At 41.7% G+C, this 18,089-nt stretch carries 19 protein-coding genes; 12 read left to right on the forward strand and 7 right to left on the reverse strand.

All coding sequences use genetic code 11. The annotated features are described in order from the left end of the window. Positions 1-95 precede the first annotated feature (95 nt). From H6G86_RS28445 to H6G86_RS28455, 3 genes are all read right to left on the reverse strand, one after another. The gene (locus H6G86_RS28445) at positions 96-1,472 is read right to left on the reverse strand and encodes a bifunctional folylpolyglutamate synthase/dihydrofolate synthase (RefSeq protein ID WP_190937120.1); all 1,377 of its coding nucleotides are present in this window, start codon (positions 1,470-1,472) and stop codon (positions 96-98) included. Positions 1,473-1,659: 187 nt separating this feature from the next. After that, positions 1,660-1,785, reverse strand: a complete 126-nt coding sequence (locus H6G86_RS28450; RefSeq protein WP_012411301.1) for a photosystem II protein Y — start codon at positions 1,783-1,785, stop codon at positions 1,660-1,662. 243 nt (positions 1,786-2,028) lie between these two features. After that, positions 2,029-2,556: a gamma carbonic anhydrase family protein gene (locus tag H6G86_RS28455; RefSeq protein ID WP_012411300.1), complete on the reverse strand. Its 528-nt coding sequence runs from the start codon at positions 2,554-2,556 to the stop codon at positions 2,029-2,031. A gap of 15 nt (positions 2,557-2,571) precedes the next feature. Between H6G86_RS28455 and H6G86_RS38950 the strand changes: the two genes are divergently transcribed. The 6 genes from H6G86_RS38950 to map all read left to right on the forward strand — a co-directional run bounded on the left by H6G86_RS38950 (position 2,572) and on the right by map (position 8,677). Beyond that, positions 2,572-2,760: a hypothetical protein gene (locus tag H6G86_RS38950; protein ID WP_228058008.1), complete on the forward strand. Its 189-nt coding sequence runs from the start codon at positions 2,572-2,574 to the stop codon at positions 2,758-2,760. A 39-nt stretch (positions 2,761-2,799) separates the two neighbouring features. Next, positions 2,800-3,309 carry a TIGR02652 family protein gene (locus H6G86_RS28465; RefSeq protein WP_442936442.1) on the forward strand — a complete coding sequence of 170 codons (510 nt, stop codon included), beginning with the start codon at positions 2,800-2,802 and terminating at the stop codon, positions 3,307-3,309. Between the two features lie 78 nt (positions 3,310-3,387). Next, positions 3,388-3,834 carry a VOC family protein gene (locus tag H6G86_RS28470; protein ID WP_190937121.1) on the forward strand — a complete coding sequence of 149 codons (447 nt, stop codon included), beginning with the start codon at positions 3,388-3,390 and terminating at the stop codon, positions 3,832-3,834. A gap of 142 nt (positions 3,835-3,976) precedes the next feature. After that, positions 3,977-6,829 carry a M16 family metallopeptidase gene (locus H6G86_RS28475; protein WP_190937122.1) on the forward strand — a complete coding sequence of 951 codons (2,853 nt, stop codon included), beginning with the start codon at positions 3,977-3,979 and terminating at the stop codon, positions 6,827-6,829. A gap of 101 nt (positions 6,830-6,930) precedes the next feature. Then, positions 6,931-7,455 (forward strand): cupredoxin domain-containing protein, encoded by a 525-nt coding sequence (locus tag H6G86_RS28480; protein ID WP_242065015.1) that lies wholly within the window; start codon positions 6,931-6,933, stop codon positions 7,453-7,455. A gap of 394 nt (positions 7,456-7,849) precedes the next feature. Further along, complete coding sequence (gene map / locus H6G86_RS28485; protein ID WP_163928957.1) at positions 7,850-8,677, forward strand: type I methionyl aminopeptidase; 828 nt, start codon at positions 7,850-7,852, stop codon at positions 8,675-8,677. Positions 8,678-8,971: 294 nt separating this feature from the next. On the opposite strand, the gene H6G86_RS28490 is transcribed toward map, so the two are convergent. Continuing rightward, positions 8,972-10,444, reverse strand: a complete 1,473-nt coding sequence (locus tag H6G86_RS28490) for a hypothetical protein (RefSeq protein ID WP_190937123.1) — start codon at positions 10,442-10,444, stop codon at positions 8,972-8,974. A 201-nt stretch (positions 10,445-10,645) separates the two neighbouring features. On the opposite strand from H6G86_RS28490, the gene H6G86_RS28495 reads away from it, so the two are divergent. After that, positions 10,646-12,049 (forward strand): amidase, encoded by a 1,404-nt coding sequence (locus H6G86_RS28495; RefSeq protein ID WP_190937124.1) that lies wholly within the window; start codon positions 10,646-10,648, stop codon positions 12,047-12,049. A 2-nt stretch (positions 12,050-12,051) separates the two neighbouring features. Continuing rightward, complete coding sequence (locus tag H6G86_RS28500; protein ID WP_190937125.1) at positions 12,052-12,753, forward strand: Crp/Fnr family transcriptional regulator; 702 nt, start codon at positions 12,052-12,054, stop codon at positions 12,751-12,753. 432 nt (positions 12,754-13,185) lie between these two features. On the opposite strand, the gene H6G86_RS28505 is transcribed toward H6G86_RS28500, so the two are convergent. Then, a complete protein-coding gene (locus H6G86_RS28505; RefSeq protein ID WP_163928961.1) occupies positions 13,186-13,560 on the reverse strand; it encodes a c-type cytochrome in 375 nt (124 codons plus the stop codon). 209 nt (positions 13,561-13,769) lie between these two features. On the opposite strand from H6G86_RS28505, the gene petG reads away from it, so the two are divergent. Beyond that, positions 13,770-13,883 carry a cytochrome b6-f complex subunit V gene (gene petG, locus H6G86_RS38955; protein WP_063721252.1) on the forward strand — a complete coding sequence of 38 codons (114 nt, stop codon included), beginning with the start codon at positions 13,770-13,772 and terminating at the stop codon, positions 13,881-13,883. Positions 13,884-14,022: 139 nt separating this feature from the next. On the opposite strand, the gene rsmD is transcribed toward petG, so the two are convergent. Next, positions 14,023-14,571 carry a 16S rRNA (guanine(966)-N(2))-methyltransferase RsmD gene (rsmD, locus tag H6G86_RS28515; RefSeq protein ID WP_012411290.1) on the reverse strand — a complete coding sequence of 183 codons (549 nt, stop codon included), beginning with the start codon at positions 14,569-14,571 and terminating at the stop codon, positions 14,023-14,025. Between the two features lie 83 nt (positions 14,572-14,654). After that, complete coding sequence (gene hisH, locus H6G86_RS28520; protein ID WP_012411289.1) at positions 14,655-15,290, reverse strand: imidazole glycerol phosphate synthase subunit HisH; 636 nt, start codon at positions 15,288-15,290, stop codon at positions 14,655-14,657. A 174-nt stretch (positions 15,291-15,464) separates the two neighbouring features. Here hisH and H6G86_RS39895 point away from each other — a divergent pair, with 174 nt between their 5' ends. The 3 genes from H6G86_RS39895 to H6G86_RS28535 all read left to right on the forward strand — a co-directional run bounded on the left by H6G86_RS39895 (position 15,465) and on the right by H6G86_RS28535 (position 17,957). Continuing rightward, a complete protein-coding gene (locus H6G86_RS39895) occupies positions 15,465-15,632 on the forward strand; it encodes a hypothetical protein (protein ID WP_313931476.1) in 168 nt (55 codons plus the stop codon). Positions 15,633-15,882: 250 nt separating this feature from the next. Continuing rightward, positions 15,883-17,250: a DUF3370 domain-containing protein gene (locus H6G86_RS28530; RefSeq protein ID WP_190937141.1), complete on the forward strand. Its 1,368-nt coding sequence runs from the start codon at positions 15,883-15,885 to the stop codon at positions 17,248-17,250. A 134-nt stretch (positions 17,251-17,384) separates the two neighbouring features. Continuing rightward, positions 17,385-17,957, forward strand: coding sequence for a Uma2 family endonuclease (locus tag H6G86_RS28535; RefSeq protein ID WP_190937126.1), 573 nt, complete (start codon positions 17,385-17,387; stop codon positions 17,955-17,957). Positions 17,958-18,089 lie beyond the last annotated feature (132 nt).

Raw genomic sequence — 18,089 nt, forward strand, 5'->3', positions numbered from 1 at the left:
TTTTCATTTTCCTTGTCCCCCTTGTCTCCCCCTGCTCCCTGCTCCCTGCCTCTATAGCGATGGTATATTTTTTTATTTGGAAGTCCCTTACCTCACTACTTACTCCCCATTTGCAAAAAATCGCCTACTAGATAAAGGGAACCACATAAAACGATTAAATCGTCTGTGGTGGTTGAGATTGCGGCTTCTAGGGCTGTGAATAAATCTGGATGGATTTGGCGATCGCTTAATTTGGGACAGATGCTATAAGCTAGGTTTGCTAAGGAGTCTAGATCGGCAGAGGTTCTACCTGGCCAGGATTCTACTGGTATTGGTACTAAAAAAAGGCGATCGCCGGGGCGCAGCAGGGCGGCAAAAATATCAGCATGATCCTTATCGGAAAACATTCCCATAACCCAAGTGATGGGGTTGGGATTAACTGCGTCTAAGCTATCAACATACTGACGAAGAACTTGGGCGGCGGCAGTATTATGAGCGCCATCAAGTAATATTTTATGGTTGTTCCAGGTAGTCCATTGCATCCGCCCTGGCCATTGAGTTTTTGCCATCCCCTTAATTATGGCTTCTTCAGAAATCTGCCAACCCTGTTGTTGGAGAATTTCTAAAGCTGCTATTGCCAAAGCTGAATTTGCTAATTGAATTTGTCCCGCTAATGGCAAAGGATATTTAGTTAATTGAGAATTTTGAAGTGTTTGATATTCTGCCCATCCTGTAGCGATTTGACGGGCAGGTTGAGGCGTAAAAATTGGACATTCTAATTCTAAAGCCCGCGATCGCACAACTTCTTCTGCATCTGGTGGCAATTGCCCAACCACGACGGGACATCCAGGTTTGAGAATACCTGCTTTTTCTCTAGCAATGTCCGCAACGGTGGGGCCAAGTTGTTGCCAATGTTCTCGACTGATGGAAGTGATGATAGTAACTATGGGTTCCAAACAGACATTGGTTGCATCTAAGCGCCCTCCTAGTCCGACTTCTACCACAGCCACATCTACTTGCTGCTGGGCAAAATATAACCAAGCAGCCGCTGTAATTACTTCAAACTGAGTGGGGTTCCCATACTTCTGTGAAAAAGTTTTATCCCCACTATCCTCCTGTTTCAAGTGGGAAACATCGCCCCCCTTTTCAAGGAGAGTTGGGGGGATCTCCTCGTCACCAGCCCGAATAACTGCTTGGACTTTTTCTAATAATTGCCTTAATTCTTCAGAATCAATTGGCTGTTCATTCAAACAAATACGTTCTGTCCAATCGACTAAATGGGGGGAAGTGTAGCGTCCTGTGCGATAACCAGCCTCAGTAAGTACCGAGGAAAGATAGGCACAGACGGAACCTTTACCATTAGTGCCAGCAACATGAATTACCGGGACTTGGTGATGAGGATTGCCGAGATTTGCCAATAAGTTAACAATGCGATCGAGTCCTAGATGGACACCAAAGCGTTGAAGGGGTTGTATTACAGAATCAATATCCAAGGAGGGGAAGGGGGAAAGGGGAAAGGGGAAGGGGGAAAGGGCAAGAGGGAAGGGGGGAGAATAAAAATTACCTCTTTTCCCTCTGCTCTCTCTGCCTCTTGTGCCCAATGCAGCATTAATCGTGATAAAACCGACTGTCTCCGTAAGTAGAAACAGGCGGTTCAAAAGTGATGATATTAAGCTGAATCTAGGCTTCCCGATCCAAAAAGCCTTGAATTTGTCTTAAAGCCGCAGCGCCAATATTAAACACTGCCCAACTAGCAGCAATGACAACTGGTGCTAAAACGATCGCTATACGGTAATCGATATCCATATCTAGAACCCCTCTCTTAAGTAGAAATTAAAGTTTTGTCAACTGCTCTCATTTTTATTTTTAGCTGAAGTGGGTAACTTTTCCCAACATATATGTAAAGAATGTTTAAATTATTGAAAATTGGGTATGGGGCGTTGGGTACAAGAGGCATAGGGGAAGAGAGCAGAAAGCAGAGGCGAAAGAGCTAATTTTTATTCTCCCCCTTACCCCTTACCCCTTAACCCTTACCCTGTCCCCTTCTCTCTAAGACTTACTAAAGCCAATGTCTGTACCTTTACCAGCATGAACTAAAGCTAACTTTTGGTAACGTTTAGCGTGTTCAATTAGTTCTGCGGCTTCAGCCTCTGTTAATTGTCGTAACACTTTGCCTGGAACACCTACAACTAGTGACAAAGGCGGTATATTTTTAGTTACGACTGCGCCAGCACCAATAATGCTACCAGCACCCACTCGTACCCCGTCTAAAATAACCGCACCAATGCCAATCAAACTTCCACGCTCAATGTAAGCGGAATGTACCACAGCGCGATGCCCTACGGTAACATGATCTTCTAAAATTGTCGGAAAACCAGGATCGCCATGTAGAATTGCACCATCTTGAATATTTGTGCATTCGCCAATTTCAATGCGTTCTACATCTGCTCTAACTACTGCTCCATACCAAATGCTTACCCCTGCTGCTATATTTACCGAACCCATAACAACAGCATTGGCTGCGATGAAGGCAGCTTGAGAAAAATCAGGAGATGTCCAGTAAGAAGCGGTAGACACGATAGAATATGAATAATGGTACCAAGGAACACTGGAGAAACTCCAACCTTTGAGGCTGGTTGCACGACCAGGATATCACAGCGTCAAGCCTCTACGCTGAGGAAAACACTAGTGAACAATGTTACTGCCGCAACTCTGTGTCTGTGCAGCAGTCAACAAGTAACCCAAAGTGGTAGAGCCGAAGTGTATAATCCAATCCACTAGTGCTGGTGAAGACAAAATTATGTTTGTACGCACTTCATGATGAATCCAGGCTTTCAGTACCCGATGTTTGGGCCGGAAATACAGTGTCCCCATTGTCGCCAGACTATTCCGGCGCTGACATTAACAGATACCTATTTGTGTCCGCGTCATGGCGCTTTTGAAGCTAATCCTCAAAATGGAGAGTTAATCCATTTGCAATCAGGCCGTCATTGGCGGAGGTGGAATAATGAATGGTATAGGCAGCATACTCATCCCGATGGTATTCGGTTTGAAATTCACGAAGCATTAGATAAGCTCTATACCCAAGGTTATCGAGCCACAAAAGTGATTATTGCTCACCGCTATCAGGAATTGATGAGTGGCTATTTAGAACGCAGTACACCTTGGCGTTCTGGACAACCAGAAGTTACCGCTGCTCGGCTATACGGCTTACCCGTAGAGTTTAGCCCCGATACCTCAGAAGATCCCTGTTGGGAAGTGATTAATTTTGACTTGGAAAAAGAGCCTGGTGTCCCTGTACGCTACCCTTATTTCAGGTTGTTTGAATAATGGTCATTAGTCATTAGTCATTTGTCATTAGTGAATAACAAAAGACAAATGACTAAGGACTAAGGACTAAGGATTAATATGCACCACGCTTCTATTCGGACTGCGAATATTCATCGAGCGATCGCTTTCTACGAACATTTAGGATTTACAATTTCGGAACGCTTTACTACAGGCTACACGTTAGCTTGCTGGATGGAAGGATTGGGCGGCAGAATTGAACTGATCCAAATTCCCGAACCAAAGCCAGCCCCAGATGCCTTTGCTGACGAGCATTATGTGGGGTATTATCATCTCTCGTTCGATTTAACTGAGATTACACCAGATTTACCTAGCTGGTTTACAAATTTACAAGAACGTGTTTTGATTGCGGCGGCTGAGAGTCAAACCGAAGAATTACAACCGTTAAAGGTACTTTTAGAACCGACACAACAGCAAATAGGCGATCGCATTTACGAAGTGGCTTTCATTGCCGATACTGATGGCTTACCTCTAGAATTCATTCGGGTTTTAGCAAAACTGCCATAATTTAGCTTTTTTATTACCTTTATTGTTAATATATTGTTTTTCTGTATTGTTGCCGAGGTAACAGATTTTTTTGCCATATTAAACTGTGGTCACTCACCAAAATAATTATGTAAATTAATTTACAGATATATTTCCTAAGTACATGTATGGATTATCTAGATTTTATAAATATTCCTTGCCGTTATTAATTTTAAGCTTATGGCTAGTAGCGGTTTTTTTGTTGAGCGATCGACCTGCTAATAGTCAACATACAGCCATATCTAACAAAGAAAAATCCCAGTCAACCTTGCTAGCAAAAAGAATAATGCCCTCAACACTGACAGAAAACGTCCATAAGACAGTGCTGGAAAATGGTCTAACTGTCCTAACAAAGGAAGTGCATACTGCGCCAGTGGTGACGGTGCAAGTGTGGTACAAGGTTGGCTCACGCAACGAAGAACCAGGGGTAAATGGCATTGCCCACCAGTTGGAACACCTGATGTTTAAAGGCACGAAAAATCGTCCAATTCAATTTGGCCGTTTGTTTAGTGCTTTAGGTAGTGATTCTAATGCTTTCACGAGCTATGACCAAACTGCGTATTACGGTACTGTGGAGCGTAACAAGCTAAAAGCGCTTTTAGTGCTAGAAGCAGACAGAATGCAAAATTCCCAGATTGAGCCAGAACAACTAGCGAGTGAAAAGCGAGTAGTAATTTCTGAATTGCAAGGTTACGAAAATAGTCCAGAATATCGCCTCAACCGCGCCGTCATGCAGGCAGTATTTCCTAACCATGCTTATGGGTTGCCTGTAGGTGGTACTAAAGCTGATGTCGAGAAATTTGAAGTTGAGCAAGTACAGAAATATTACCGTAATTTTTACAGCCCCGATAATGCTGTCTTAGTGATTGTTGGAGATTTTCAAACCGTGAATACCCTCGAAATAATTAAAGAAGTGTTTGGCAAACTACCAAGGAGGCAGGGGGCAGGGGGAGCAGGGGGAGACAAGGGGGACAAGGAAAATGAAAATAACTATGCCCAATTCCCAATTCCCAATTCCCAATTCCCCACTCCTATAGTGTTGCGAGAACCGGGAGCAGGGCGACTGTTACAAGTTGTGTATCCGCTACCGGATGCAAATCAACCAGATGTGCCTGCATTGGATGTGATGGATTACATCTTTACAGAAGGACGGAATTCTAGACTTTATCAGGCATTGGTGGAATCAGGTTTAGCTAGTGAAGTTACAGCATCTGTTACCAGTTTGCGAGAATCTGGCTGGTATGAGGTTTTGGTGACGGCTGGATCTAAAAAAGATTTGAAAAAAATCGACTTAGTGTTGAATAGCGCGATCGCAAATGTAGCAGAAAAAGGTGTGACAACTGAGGAAGTAGAACGAGCCAAAACCCAATTAACAGCAGATGTAATTTTGAGTAACCGTGATATCACCTCTCAAGCAATGCGATTGGGCAATGATGAGACAACTGTTGGTGATTATCGCTATACAGAACGCTATTTGGCTGCTGTTCGTCTGGTGAAGCCGACGGATGTTGTCGCTGTTATTAACAAATACCTTACTAAAGAAGCTCGGACAGTAGGCTTTTTTGAACCAACTCAAAAGCAGATAGCAGGGGTTGGCGACAAACCAGACTCAGCCCAAACTACAGAAAATTTTTCTCCTGGCGTGCCTGTACTTCCTTCTGAGGTGGTGAAATACTTACCACCTGTGGATTTGGCTACAGATGCGATTGCCCAAGTTTTACCACAGGAATTTAAACTTACCAACGGGCTGCGGATATTACTGTTACCTGATAATAGTACTCCCACCGTTACTTTAAGCGGCTATATTCAAGCCGGTACAGAATTTGATCCAGATGATCGAGCGGGATTGGCTGCTTTTGTGGCAGATAATTTGCTAAATGGTACTAAGAGCAAAGATGTCTTAACTATTGCCAAAATATTGGCAGAACGAGGGGCGAGTCTCAACTTTGAAGTCCATCGTGAAGGTGTGCATATCGAGGGTGATAGTTTAGCAGGAGATTTGCCAGTAATTCTAGAGATATTGGCAGATGTTGTTAAAAATAGTACCTTTCCCGCACAAGAATTGGAATTACATCGCCAACAAACTTTAACCGATCTGCAACTGGAATTAGATGAGCCAGCAGAAGTAGCCAGAAGAATATTTGTGCAGTCAATTTACCCGAAAAAACATCCCTTACACACTTTTCCCACAGAGGAGAGTTTACAGCAGATTCAACGCCAGGATGTGATCAATTTCAAAGCTAAACATTATCGTCCAGACACGACAGTATTGGCGCTGGTGGGAGATTTTGATCTAGATAAAGTGCGATCGCTCATTAAAAATGAGTTTGGTAACTGGGAAGTTAGCGGCCAAGCACCCACATTAAAATATCCTCCGGTATCAATGCCGGAGAAAATAGTGAGTGTCAACCCAGTTTTACCAGGTAAAGCCCAAGCTGTGACATATATGGGTTACACAGGTATTAAGCGTTACGATCCTCGGTTTCACGCAGCCTTAGTATTGAACCAGATTTTGGGAGGCGATACTTTATCTAGTAGACTTGGTGCAGAAGTACGCGATCGCCAAGGTTTGAGCTATGGAATTTATAGCTACTTCCAAGCCGGGAAGAATGCAGGCACATTTTTGATAGAAATGCAAACTAGTCCAGCAGATACTAGTCAAGCGATCGCTAGTACTCGCCAAATACTACAGCAAATCCATCAACAAGGTGTCACTGCGCTAGAAGTAGAAACAGCTAAACGTACCCTCATCAGCAACTACAACGTTTCCCTGGCAAACCCAGAAGAATTAACAGATAGAATTCTGATGAATGAGGTGTATGGACTAGATAAAGTAGAATTGCATACCTTTACTGACAAACTTCAGAAAGTCACCTTTGAGCAAGTTAATCAAGCGGCTCGTGAATTACTCCATCCAGATCAAATCGTAGTGGTTACTGCTGGGCCATCTGTGTTAGCAGAGAAAAGCATTAGGTAGAGATGGGCGCTGGGCATGGATAATAAAGAATAGGTAAAGCGGTTTTTCCCGCTACCTATGAATTGTTCCTGCTCATCAGCATTGCCTTTTGAGAACTACCAATGAAAATTTACAACCATTTATACCAAATTTTAATTGCATCTCTGACTTTTCCAAATACTGATTGGCTGCAAATATTACGTCGTAGCTACGTAATATTAACGTTGTTAATAAGCTTAAATTTCATCACTGCGACTCCAGTAATGGCGGCAAATTTGTCTGGTGATTTGCTTAAGCAACCAGCCACAGAAATTACAATTAGCTTGGGTAATTCGGCTAACGAACTCAAATTTGAGCCAAATCATCTGGAATTCGAGGCTGGCAAACGCTATCAACTTCGGCTTACCAATCCCAGCCAACTGAAGCACTATTTTACTGCTAAAGACTTTGCCGATGGCATCTGGACACAAAAAGTCCAAGCAGGCAAAGTAGAAATTAAAGGAGCTATTCACGAACTGGAACTCAAGCCGGGTGCTGAGGCGGAATGGGTATTTGTGCCCTTAAAATCTGGAACTTATGGCTTACGTTGTTCAATATCAGGACATACGGAAGCAGGTATGACTGGAGAAATTGCCATCAACAACTAAAAATTGTTCGACTCAGTATTTAATAGCCGTCTAGTGTTTCAATTAAAGATAATTAATCTAAATCGTATAAACCTCGTCTACCTTGAGAACCGTAGTTTTGTAGGTTGGGTGCAGCAATAGCATAACCCAACATAAATAAATATATCTTTTAAAAAACTCTAGGTTTCAACATAAATGAGGTTTAGTTGGGAGCGAAAAATAAGTTAGGGCGATTTTGCCTGAAGTCTAAAATATCAGGAGTAAGTGAATATGTTATTCTGTATACATTAGTGACTAAACTGTAATAATCCTGATCAGGGATTGAAATAACTTAAATTATAGATATTTTTCTCAAGTAATCTAGAGAAAGCATTCATACTTCATCGACAAAGCCAACAGTAATTATTAATTTCCCATGAACATTTTCAGTAACTTACTTTCTCAAGCAACTCAGCCTGCACCTGCAAAAAAACAACGCCGTGGAATTGAAATTAAATCACCGCGTGAAATTGAAATCATGCGGCAATCATCGGCAATTGTGGCAACTGTCTTAAAAGAAATTTCCGAGCTAGTAAAGCCAGGAATGACAACGGCTGATTTGGATGCTCACGCAGAAAAACGCATCCGCGAAATGGGTGCAACACCAAGTTTTAAAGGATATCACGGTTTTCCTGGTTCTATCTGCTCCAGCATTAATAACGAAGCAGTGCATGGCATTCCTAGCCCTAAAAAAGTGATTCGTGTGGGGGATGTATTAAAAGTAGATACTGGCGCTTATTACCAAGGCTTTCATGGTGATTCTTGCATTTCAATTGCTGTAGGTGAAGTGACAGAAGAAGCTGCTAAATTAATTCGCGTAGCAGAAGAAGCTTTATTTAAAGGTATTGAACAAGTAAAGGCTGGTGTATACCTGCTTGACTTAGCTGGAGCAATTGAAGACCATGTGAAAGCGAACGGCTTTAGTATAGTTGAAGAATTCACTGGACACGGTGTCGGTCGTAATTTGCACGAAGAACCTTCAGTATTCAACTACCGCACCCGCGAGATGCCAAATGTTAAACTCCGTGCGGGAATGACGCTGGCAATTGAGCCAATTTTAAATGCGGGTTCTAGACACACCCGGACATTATCTGACCGTTGGACAGCAGTCACTGTGGATAATTCTTTGTCGGCTCAGTTTGAGCATACAGTGTTAGTTACAGACACGGGTTATGAGATTTTGACTGACCGTTCTAAGGTGTAATTGTTAGTTTTAATTATCTGTTGTTAAGAGAGGGAAAGTGTCACCAGATGACAATTTGCCTCTTTATTTTTTACGCTAGGTTCGTTCTCAAATATAAGATTGACGCAAACACTAGTCAAAAAGAAAGTAGGTTATAATCTAATACGCTTGGGTTAAGCGCTACTTGTACAAAATCGTGGCTTTTTGAGACGCGATAAATCGCCGTCTCTACAAGTGTTTTGGTCTTATCTGAATTGTACTGATTTTTTAAAACTTGCGATATCTAGTTTTCCACGAATCATTTAGTTAGGACTGCTATATTTGATTAATAGCGGCATAATTATTTTTATAAACAGTAAGAATTTCTTTAGCTTGTACAGAGACAGATGTACTCTCTGGAATAGCTTGTAATAAATTGATTGCTTGCACCCATTTATATTGTGCTTGTTGCCGAACTAGTAGCGAATGAGGTGAACTATTTACAAAAAGATTAGCTTCTATTGCTAGTTTTTGGGCTGATTCTAAGTTTGCTAAGGCTTGCTTTTCTACTAAGATTCTTTGACTGATAGATTTATAATTAATCTGATAGTAAGCTAATTTCTTCTTTGCCCTGTCATAAACTGATGTTTGATGAGGAATACTATCTAATAAGATAATTGCCTGATGCCATTTAGTTTCTGCTTGTTGCCAGACTTTTAGAGGATGCGGTGGTTTTTGAACTAGAGCAGCAGCCTCCATACCGAATTTTTGAGCAGATTTAAACTTAGCATTTGCACTTTCTTCTTGAGTTAAACTTAGATTTATCTGCTGCCATTGGAGATTTTGTTCTTTCATTTTCCAGCTACCAAAACCCAAGACTAATAAACTTGAGACTACGATCAAAACCGAACGTACTATCTTGGGTGTCGAAAACTTTGGTAATATTTGTACATGCTGGCTAATAGTTGCTTTATTATGATTTTCTTGTTCTATCTTTTTTAGGGCTTGTTCTGCCTGTTCCCTTAAAGTGTCACCCTGAATAATTAAAACAGCTATTTGTTCTTGGAGATGATCGCAATCATTAAGAATATCGGTCAATTCTTGAAATTTACTACCACTCGATATAATTAATTCGTGGTCATCATCTAACCACTCTAAGGCAAAGCCAGATTTCCCACAAAAAGCAGACACTCCTAATAAAATATTTAATAAGCTACGACTATTTTTAATAGTATCAAAAACATAATTTAACTTCTGTCTTAATTGTAATAATTCATTTTGGCAATTATTAATTTTTTGAATTTGATCCTCTAAAACATGAGATTTTTCACAGACTAATTTAATTTTTAAATTATCATAAGTTATCTGAAATTGTGCAAATAAACTGAGATGATTAATATCAGAACTTAGTTGATTGACTAAACTATCATCACTGAGAATATCAGCAGCTATTGCTTGCAAAAAATAACCCCATTCTATCCAGTCATCGATTTTGGATTGTAAATCAGTTAATGAAATTTTAGTTTTTGAATGTCCAAATTTGTCTGCGATCGCTGGATCTACCAATCCAACGCTAGGTAGAAACAAACTAGCTACAGTGCCTATTCGAGGAAGTGTAGCGATCGCAGAATTTTTGACGTTCTCCAATCTCAATTCCTGGGCAATTAATTTTTTAATATTTCGTAGTTGTTCTTGAGCATTATTAATCGAGATAATTTGTTCCATGATTTTATTAGAATCGCCAATAGTCAGTTTTAGATTCTGAATTAGTGTTGGCAATTCGCTAACAAGTATTTCTAGGTTAGCCATAAATACCTCTTAGGGATTTGTCGAAAGTTTATGCGAAACAATTAAAATATCTGGAGTAAGAACATAACCACACATCTAAGCATCCTAGTTGAGTGACAAATCTTAGGATCTATAAAATGTATAATTCCCGTAAATCCTGGTAAAGTAACAATTTCAGTTTAAAAATCCCAGAGAAAGACAAAATTACCCATTCACTAACCTATGAATGAAGTTGATTTAGCATTTACCCCAGCACTAGAGTTGGCGCAATTAATTCGTCGCCGGGAAGTATCACCGCTAGAGTTGGTAGAAATATATTTAGAACGGATTGAGAAATTAAATCCCCAATTAGGAAGTTATTTTACGGTGACGGCAGAACTAGCGATCGCAGATGCCAAAGCCAAAACAGAATTATTGACAACTACCTCAGAACTACCGCCATTTTTTGGTGTGCCAATTTCCATTAAAGACCTAAACGCTGTAGCTGATGTTACCTGTACTTATGGAAACCCGGCGTTACTGAACAATATCCCTAACTATGATGATGGCGTTGTAACACGGATTAAGCAAGCTGGATTTACTATTCTTGGTAAAACAGCCACTTCTGAATTAGGTTCTTTTCCTTACAGTGAGCCTACGGGTTTTCCTCCAGCGAGAAATCCGTGGAATTTAGAATACACCCCAGGCGGTTCCAGTGGTGGCGCGGCGGCGGCGGTAGCAGCAGGATTGTGTGCGATCGCTCAAGGTTCTGATGGCGGTGGTTCAATTCGTGGCCCTGCGGCTTGTTGTGGTTTGGTAGGACTTAAACCATCCAGGGGTAGAGTGAGTAAAGCACCCGTAGGCGAACGCCTCGCTGGAATTGCCGTCAACGGCCCCATCGCCCGGACTGTTGCTGATGCTGCTGCCCTTTTGGATACCATATCTGGCTATGTCACAGGCGATCCTTACTGGTTGCCAGATCCCGAACCATCATTTCTCGCTGCCACTCAGACAAAATTGGGTGCTTTGCGAATTGCCTTTGACACTAATATTTCTCCTTTGGGAGAAGCTGATGCTAACTGTCAGCAAGGTGTCCGTCAAACAGTCCAGTTATTAGAACAACTCGGCCACCATGTTGAACAGAAATCCCCAGATTTTAGCGGTTTAGTTGAACCATTTCAAATCGTTTGGCAAGCTGGGGTAGCTGCGTCAGGACTTCCTGTTGAAGCCTTACAACCATTAAATCGTTGGCTATTTGCACGCACAGGTTCTGTTGCCCAGTACCTCCAAGCAGTTTCCCAAATGCAGATTGTGGCACGACAGATTGTAGCCTTTTTCGATACCGTGGATGTGCTGGTACTGCCAGTTTATCTCCATTCACCTATCCGCGTTGGAGAATGGGCTGTGCTGAGTCCAGAAGAGACATTCCAAAATATTATTGAGTGGATTGCCCCTTGTCCACCTGCGAATGCAACTGGACAACCTGCGATCACAATTCCTGTCGCTTTTGATAGTAATGGTTTACCTATAAGTGTGCAACTAATTGGTAAACCTGCGGCTGAAGCTACCCTCATCAACCTAGCAGCACAATTAGAAGCGGCTAACCCTTGGATTCATCATCGTCCAGCCTTTGCGATATCAGGCTAATCATGCAGGCATCCCTGGAACAACTTTCGCAAATTATTGTGTTTGCAGGTTTAGAAACGGCAGACAAAGTAAATTTGCAACCTCACACTCAGGTGCAACGCTATCGCAAAGGAGAGATTATTCTCCATGAGGGTGATGTCTTACCAACAAAACTCTATGCTGTTGCTAGTGGAGAAATTCAAGTTACCAAAATAGCAATGACGGGGAAAGAAACGATTCTCCGCACCTTAACGGCTGGGGAAATTTTTGCGGCTCCTGCTTTATTAGGCAATGGAATTTCCCCAGCAACCGTAACTGCTGAATCTGATTGTGAAATTCTCACTATAGAAAGAGATGCTTTATTAAAAGCGATTGGACAAAACCCTGAAATTGCATTACGAATGCTGATGGTGTTTAACAGTCGGATTCAGCAATTGCATGAAACAGTCCACGGATTAGTTTCTGAAAGAGCTATTGTTCGCCTTGCCAGATTAATTCAATATTTTGCTGCCGAATCTGGAACTGAATTAAGTCCACAAGGCGAGTGTTTAAAAGTCAAATTGTCTTATTATCGCATGGCTCGCAGTAGCGGGATTACTTACGAAGAATGTGTGCGGTTAATTAAAAGTCTCAAGTCAGTAATTGACTATCGTCGTGGTGGGACGATTATCATACTGGATACTAATAAATTAGATGCGATCGCTTCTGGAAATATAGATCATTGAAGAAGAATTCAGAAGTCAGAATTCAGGAGTCAGAATCAAGACGCTCGATAACTCGCTCTAAGCGTTCACGTAGCGTCTCGTAGAGAAGCCATGCCGTTGGCACAGCCTCTCGTAGAGAAGGCTTTACGCTGCGCTATCCGCCAGTCGCACAGAATTCATTCTGAATTCTGACTCCTGACTCCTGAATTCTATTCAATAACATTTGTTACAAGTTTCCAGAGATCCAGGACTTACGCAAAAAATAGCCCAAACCTTTATTATTCGGTAGGGGCAATTCATGTAGACGCATTCGCGGAGCGTCTCGTAGACAAGCGGCTTCCCGCAGGGTATTGCCCCTACCGCGTGTAGTTTTGCGTAAGTTCTAAGATCGAAAAAGATAACATTTTGATGTATTGCCTTTTTCCATAAGGAATTTACAACAGAATTTAACATCTATAACGACTCTAAATAGCTCAAAAGATCCGCCATTTCTTGGGTGCTAGGCTGGAATTTTGGCATTGGCGGGGTTTCGCCACTGATTACCTGGTGAATCAATCCATATTGAGATTTATGCTTGGAAACAGCTTGCAAACTCGGCCCTACTCGCCCGTCTGCTTCCAAACCATGACAACCAGCACAATTAATTTGAAAGATCGCGTGTCCTTGAACTGGGTTTCCTGTTAGAGATAAAACACTCTTAACATAAGGATCGGAGGCTTGAACCAACTGAACACCAAAAAAGCCCAAAGGGACTGATAGCAGTATGGCCAGCGTCAATAAAACGATGCGCTGAATCAAAATTTCAGGTTTGGTAATCTGGTTATCCAAAAGGTTTGCGGTGAAGTCTAAGTGTGCTAAAAAGTTTTCTTTTCCTACACATAGCTTAAAAGTTCTTGATCGTGTCTGCAAGCACAGAAGACTATTTTTTTCTGAGCATTCACCCTCCAAAAAGTCTATAGGACGCAGGATTCATACTAAATTTGGTAAAATCAAAAACAGGCAACGAATATTTAATCATTACAAAGAGGAGATTTCCAGTGGTTGAACCCCTGCTATCAGGTATTGTCCTTGGTCTAGTTTTCGTCACCCTCGCCGGACTGTTTTACGCTGCCTATAAGCAATACAAGCGCCCCAATCAGTTGGGCGGTTGAGGGAGTTTTGTTAGCTGTAGCGGGGCATTTAGCCTGTGCTGAGTGCTGAGTGCTGAGTAGGGGAGACAAGGGGACTAAGGAGGATAAAGAAGCAATTTTTCTCCCCTCTCTCCCTTATCTTTTCCACTCCCTTCTCGTCTCATTGCACAATTCTGTAGAAAGTAAGTGATGTGTTGCCGTAAACCTTCTCGCGGCAAATTTCCCAAGAGGGAATCTCTGGCGGTGTCCAACCTTGTGAGGCGTGTTCAACTGCGATTTCGCCACTAGGATCTAAAAGTTGATAGTGAGCGATCGCTTCTAATACTGGTTGGAACAATCCACTGGCATAAGGTGGATCAAAGTAAATTCTATCGAATTGCTTGCCTGATAAAGTCTTTAACTGCTGCGTAATATCTCCCCGCAATACCCGAAATTCCTGCTCGTCGGCATTAGCTACCTGCTGCCAATTTTGTTGGATGGTGGCACAGGCTCGGCTCGATTGTTCAATTCCCACTGCTAGGCTGGCTCCTCTACACAAAGCCTCTGCGCCCATTGAACCAGTACCGGCGCACAAATCTAGCCAGCGACAACCTGCAATTTCTCCCTGCCAAATATTAAAGACTGCCTCCCTTACCCGCGCACTGGTAGGTCTAGTTTCTTTCCCTGGTAAAGTTTTTAGCTGGCGATTACCGTAAATTCTCAGGCTCATTGGTTATTAGTCATTGGTCATTAGTCATTAGTCATTGGTCATTAGTTTTAGACAAAGGACAAAGAACAAATGACAAAAATAGATTAGGCAGGAATTTTTTCACGGACTTGAGCAACAAAATTAGACAAGATTTGCAATCCAATATTAGAGGATTTTTCGGGGTGAAATTGAACTGCCATGAGATTTTCGTGAGCGATCGCAGCTGTGACGGTTTGAGTACCGTGGGTGATGGTTGCTGCACGGATTAGCGGGTCTATTGGGTCAACATAGTAAGAATGGACAAAATATACCCAAGGATCGGACGGCAAATGCTCCCACAAAATACTTTTTGCCTGAGTCATTTCCAGCTGATTCCAACCCATGTGAGGAATAGTGATGTCAGGTTCTGGACGAAATCGGCGCACTTTTCCTTTGATAATTCCTAGTCCTGGTTGGGTACCTTCTGCACTTGATTCAAAGAGAATTTGCAATCCTAAACAAATTCCCAAAAAAGGTTTACCAGATGCGATCGCATCTTTAATAGGTTGTTCCAAACCACGCGCTCGCAGGTGTTGTACTGCTGGATCAAATGCTCCCACTCCCGGCAGAACTATTGCATCTGCCTGCTCTAATTCCTTTGGAGAATAAGTAACATTAGGAGTTGCCCCAGCTTTTTCCAACCCTTTACAGACTGAGTGCAAATTTCCCATCTCGTAGTCTACGACCGCAATTACTGGCATTTACCTGCTCCTTGTAAATTTATTAATGGAGGGTTTTTCTATTCTAAATAATATTTGTTATGAAGAAAAGAATTCTATTAACTTATTTTGACATTTGCCTAAAATATCAACAGTCAAAATTCTTCTGATGATTTATTACTTGAAGTTACCAAACTCGATCTGATACCAGATGACTTGAATTTTTTACGCCAGTTACCCGTAGATGTCCAACTTGCCAATACTCAGGTAATGGAAAAAATCAATGCAATTCAACCCGAAGACATTATCTGTTGTGAGCAGGCTGCAATCCTTACACAATTAAGTGTGGAAGCATTTGCTAGCTGTGGAGAAATTAGAATTTGATATAGAAAAATTAGTGGAGAAAGAAGCATCAATTTAGATTAGCCACGACTGCGGTCAATTTGTTTTTACTATTTAGGCTTGGACTACTTAGACCAAAATCAACTTACAATCCGTTGTCTTTTTACCCACGTCCCGGTTCTAAATCAAGAAAATTTGATGGGAATTCTTGCAAATTTCGTATTAATTATTAACAAACTGGCACTTTCATCAAGTTGTTAATGTCTGTATGGTGAAAGAAATATCTAAGTATATGTTGCCATTGTTACTAATTTTCCCAATTGCTCAATCAACTCCTGCGACACCACCACCTGAAGAAGTCGTACAAACACAAGAAGTACGTCCTTTACCAGGTCAATTGGATACAGTGCCAACTTTTAACAGTAATAGTCCAGAATTGGTGTTGAAAGAGGGAATTTTACTCTCCACTTTTCCACCAGATGGCAAAAAAGTGCCAACAGCGCATTTGAATTTTCCCTTTCGGGGACGATTTGATATTTTTGCCCATCACGTTGCTAGGGCTGAACCACTAGAGAATTTGCGATCGCTCTATTTAGGGATAATTTTGCACAACCCTAGTTCGGAAGCAGTAAAGGTGAATATTTGGCAGGCGGCGAGTTATTTGAGTCAACCGGATGCACCATTTATTCAATTACCATCTTTTAGCCAAAATCCTTTAGGGACAATTTTTGCTGGACCAGGCGATCGCGTCATGTCTGATGTGCTGCGGGGACGACGACAAGAGATTTTCCCTGCCCAAATTGAGATTCCAGCAAAACAAAGTCGGATGTTATTAAATTTACCAATTCCTGTACAGGGATTGACACCACCTCTGAATGGTCGTTCGACATTGATCCGATTGCAAAGTAATGGCACTGTCTATGCGGCTAGCCTAGCGATGTTTGCACGGGTAAATCCTGATGGCAGTGAGCGATCGCCTACTTTAGAAGAGTGGCAGAATTTACTAGATAATGGTGATTTGGCTGGGCCACGGGATAAAGCGCCCACTCCTCTAGAGGAAACTGGCAAGCCAAGAATTTATGGGCGTGTTGCTGGAGTCTCCAGTGGTTCACAATGGAGAGCCTTATTAGTAGATAAGCCTAAAGCTAGGTATCTAACTATTCCCCAGCCTGGTCAAGTGTTTTCCTACGCCCTGAGTACCCTACATGGCGGTATGTTAGGAACTGGTCAAATTCAAAGTGCTAATATGCTGGTGCGCTATCCTGACACCGCATATCGCGCTCATGGCAACTATGGAATTCAATATAATCTCAAGTTGCCGCTATACAACAATACTCAAAGTCCTCAAACTGTCAGTGTATCCATACAAACCCCACTGAAGGAGAATCAGTTAGTCAAACCAGGGTTACGCTTTCTGAGTACACCAGCTCGTGAAGTATTCTTCCGAGGGACAGTGCGGGTACGTTACAAAGATGAGCAAAATCAGCTGCAAACTAAGTTTGTGCATTTAGTACAAAAGAGAGGTCAACCAGGGGAACCCTTAGTTTCATTAAATATGAAAGCTGGCGATCGCTCCTTAGTAGAAGTAGACTTTCTCTATCCACCAGATGCCACACCACCGCAAGTATTAACAGTGTCAACTCAGGCGGAAAGTCGGTAATAAATGAGGGGTAATTGGTATAGCTTTTCTCTAATTACCAATTACCTTGGCAATTTCTGGCAACTGTGGCTCAATAATTTAGCCGTCAAGCTTCTTTTAAAATAGATATAAGACATTACATAAGGTCATTACAGATGGTTGCAACTCCAAATTCTAGCTATATTTCTCCAGAAGACTATCTCAAAGGAGAAGAAACTAGTCCTATCAAGCATGAATATAGACAGGGACAGGTTTATGCAATGGCAGGAGCAAGTAATACCCATGTAATTATTAGCGGAAATGTGTTTGCTATGCTAAGAAATCATTTGCGCGGAAGTGGTTTTCAGGCTTATATCTCAGACACTAAAGCACATATTGAGTCGATTAATATCTATTACTATCCCGATGTTATGGTAAGTTGTGACCAACGAGATAAAGCTTTTAACAACTTTCTGCGTTACCCTTGTTTAATTGTAGAAGTGTTATCTCCAACAACAGAAGCCTTTGACCGAGGTGATAAATTTGCTGACTACCGACAGATGGAATCACTTCAGGAATATGTACTCATAAGTCAAACTCGATTAAATGTTGAGTGTTTTCGCCGTAACTCAGAGAGCCAATGGGTACTTTATCCTTATGGAAAAGAAGATATAATTCATCTGGCAAGTGTAGATTTTCGGTGTGCTGTTGCAGATTTATATGAGGATGTTACTTTTGAATCGCTGTAATTGAATGACTACTAGCTGAAAAGCAAGAAACCAGAATCTTGAGGATTTAAATATGTGTTTTTATAAAACAAAATAAAAAGGCAAAAGAAAATTTCTTTTGCCTTTTTACTTTTTAGATTTTAATAGAGACGC

It is taken from the genome of Nostoc sp. FACHB-133, assembly GCF_014698055.1.
Taxonomy (GTDB): domain Bacteria; phylum Cyanobacteriota; class Cyanobacteriia; order Cyanobacteriales; family Nostocaceae; genus Nostoc.

What these genes read in the sequence shown, in the direction of transcription:
- H6G86_RS28450 (WP_012411301.1), bottom strand. Translation starts at nt 1,785, where the DNA reads ATGGATATCGATTACCGTATAGCGATCGTTTTAGCACCAGTTGTCATT.
- H6G86_RS38950 (WP_228058008.1), top strand. Translation starts at nt 2,572, where the DNA reads ATGGTACCAAGGAACACTGGAGAAACTCCAACCTTTGAGGCTGGTTGC.
- H6G86_RS28465 (WP_442936442.1), top strand. Translation starts at nt 2,800, where the DNA reads ATGAATCCAGGCTTTCAGTACCCGATGTTTGGGCCGGAAATACAGTGT.
- H6G86_RS28470 (WP_190937121.1), top strand. Translation starts at nt 3,388, where the DNA reads ATGCACCACGCTTCTATTCGGACTGCGAATATTCATCGAGCGATCGCT.
- H6G86_RS28475 (WP_190937122.1), top strand. Translation starts at nt 3,977, where the DNA reads ATGTATGGATTATCTAGATTTTATAAATATTCCTTGCCGTTATTAATT.
- H6G86_RS28480 (WP_242065015.1), top strand. Translation starts at nt 6,931, where the DNA reads ATGAAAATTTACAACCATTTATACCAAATTTTAATTGCATCTCTGACT.
- map (WP_163928957.1), top strand. Translation starts at nt 7,850, where the DNA reads ATGAACATTTTCAGTAACTTACTTTCTCAAGCAACTCAGCCTGCACCT.
- H6G86_RS28490 (WP_190937123.1), bottom strand. Translation starts at nt 10,444, where the DNA reads ATGGCTAACCTAGAAATACTTGTTAGCGAATTGCCAACACTAATTCAG.
- H6G86_RS28495 (WP_190937124.1), top strand. Translation starts at nt 10,646, where the DNA reads ATGAATGAAGTTGATTTAGCATTTACCCCAGCACTAGAGTTGGCGCAA.
- H6G86_RS28500 (WP_190937125.1), top strand. Translation starts at nt 12,052, where the DNA reads ATGCAGGCATCCCTGGAACAACTTTCGCAAATTATTGTGTTTGCAGGT.
- rsmD (WP_012411290.1), bottom strand. Translation starts at nt 14,571, where the DNA reads ATGAGCCTGAGAATTTACGGTAATCGCCAGCTAAAAACTTTACCAGGG.
- hisH (WP_012411289.1), bottom strand. Translation starts at nt 15,290, where the DNA reads ATGCCAGTAATTGCGGTCGTAGACTACGAGATGGGAAATTTGCACTCA.
- H6G86_RS28530 (WP_190937141.1), top strand. Translation starts at nt 15,883, where the DNA reads ATGTTGCCATTGTTACTAATTTTCCCAATTGCTCAATCAACTCCTGCG.
- H6G86_RS28535 (WP_190937126.1), top strand. Translation starts at nt 17,385, where the DNA reads ATGGTTGCAACTCCAAATTCTAGCTATATTTCTCCAGAAGACTATCTC.